The organism is Streptomyces griseoruber (assembly GCF_001514205.1).
GTDB classification, from domain to species: Bacteria; Actinomycetota; Actinomycetes; order Streptomycetales; family Streptomycetaceae; genus Streptomyces; species Streptomyces griseoruber.
In genome coordinates, this window is the sequence record NZ_KQ948823.1 from 1 (window position 1) to 1,681 (window position 1,681).

At 72.6% G+C, this 1,681-nt stretch carries 1 protein-coding gene; it reads right to left on the reverse strand.

Annotation, left to right across the window (positions count from 1 at the left end; all coding sequences use genetic code 11):
* Positions 1-1,681 (reverse strand): acyltransferase domain-containing protein (locus AQJ64_RS44770; RefSeq protein ID WP_159060381.1); only part of this gene is annotated, 1,681 nt, incomplete at both ends.

A 1,681-nucleotide genomic window follows, 5' to 3' on the forward strand; every position in this document is an offset into this window, starting at 1 on the left:
CGTTCCCGGCGGTGTCGTCGAAGGCAGCCGGGAGGTCGACCAGGCCGCCCCAGCGGCCGGGTGCCTCAAGAGCGGCCACCCGGCCGAGGCCCCAGACGGCGTTGCGGGCCGGGTCGACGGCCGCGTCCGCGCGGCCGACCGTGACGGCACCCCGGGTCAGCGTCCACAGCGGAGCCGTCACCCCCGCATCACCCAGCGCCTGCACCAGCGCCAGCGAACCCGACACGCCCACCGGCACGCCGTCCCCGGACACCTCGTCCGACAGGGCGAGCAAGGACACCACACCCGCCACCGGCAGTACGTCCTTCAGCCGGGCGGCGAGCCGCGCACGGTCCGCGCGCGGGTCGCACGTCCAGCACTCGACATCGGCGCCCGCCGCCGTGAGGGCCTCGCGCACCGAGACGACCCAGGGGTCCGCGTCGAGGCCGTCCGGTACGACAGCCAGCCAACGGCCCGCCAGTGCCGCATCGCGCGGGACGCCGGTCAAAGGCGCCCAGTGCTCCCGGTAGCGGGAGCGGTCCACCTCGGCCTGTTCCCGGCTCTGCCGCCGCCAGGAGGTCAGGGCCGGCAGCACCGCACCCACGACCTCCTCCCCCAGCTCCAACGCCCCCGCCAGAGACTCCAGGTCCTCCCGCTCGACCGCCTCCCAGAAACGGGCGTCGATCTCACCCCCGGCACCGGTGACCGACTCCGGCCGCACGACCTGCGGCCAGTACCTCCGGTGCTCGAAGGCATACGTCGGCAGCTCCACCCCGCCGACGACGGGAAGCAGGGCCGACCAGTCCACCTCCGCGCCACCGGTGAAGACCGAGCCCACGGCGGCCATCACCGACTCGGCCTCCGCCCGGTTCCTGCGCAACACCGGCACGAACAGACGCCCGTCGTCGGTGACACAGTCCTCGGCAAGCGCGGCAAGGGTGCCGTCGGGCCCCACTTCGAGGAAGCGGCGGACGTTGTCCTGTCCGTCCAGGGTGCGTACGGCGGCGGCGAAGCGCACCGTCGCACGCACGTGCTCCACCCAGTAGTCCGGCGAGGTCAGCTCCTCGGCGGTGGCCGCGGCCCCCGTGACGGTCGAGACGATCGGTGTCCGCGGCTGCTCATACGACAGGGACTCGGCCACCGTGCGGAACTCGTCCAGCATCGGTTCCATCAGCGGGGAGTGGAAGGCATGGCTCACCCGCAGCGCCGTGACCTTGCGGCCCTGGCCACGGAAGTGCCCCGCGATCTCCTCGACGGCTTCGACGGCACCCGAAACGACCACCGCCCGCGGCCCGTTGACCGCCGCGATACCCACCCCGACACCGAGCAGCGGCAGCACCTCCTCCTCGGACGCCTGAAGGGCGACCATCGCACCCCCCTCAGGCAGCGCCTGCATCAGCCGGCCCCGCGCCACCACCAGACGGCACGCATCCGCCAGCGACCACACCCCGGCCACATACGCCGCCGCGATCTCACCGATGGAGTGACCCGCCAGCACATCCGGGCGCACACCCCACGACTCCAGCAACCGGAACAACGCCACTTCCAGAGCGAACAGAGCGGGCTGCGCGAACTCCGTCCGGTTCACCACGTCGGCCTCGTCACCGAAGACCACCTCACGCAACGGGCGTGGCAGTTCGGTGTCCAGGTGGGCGCACACGGCGTCGAAGGCGTCCGCGAAGACCGGATACTCCTCGTACAA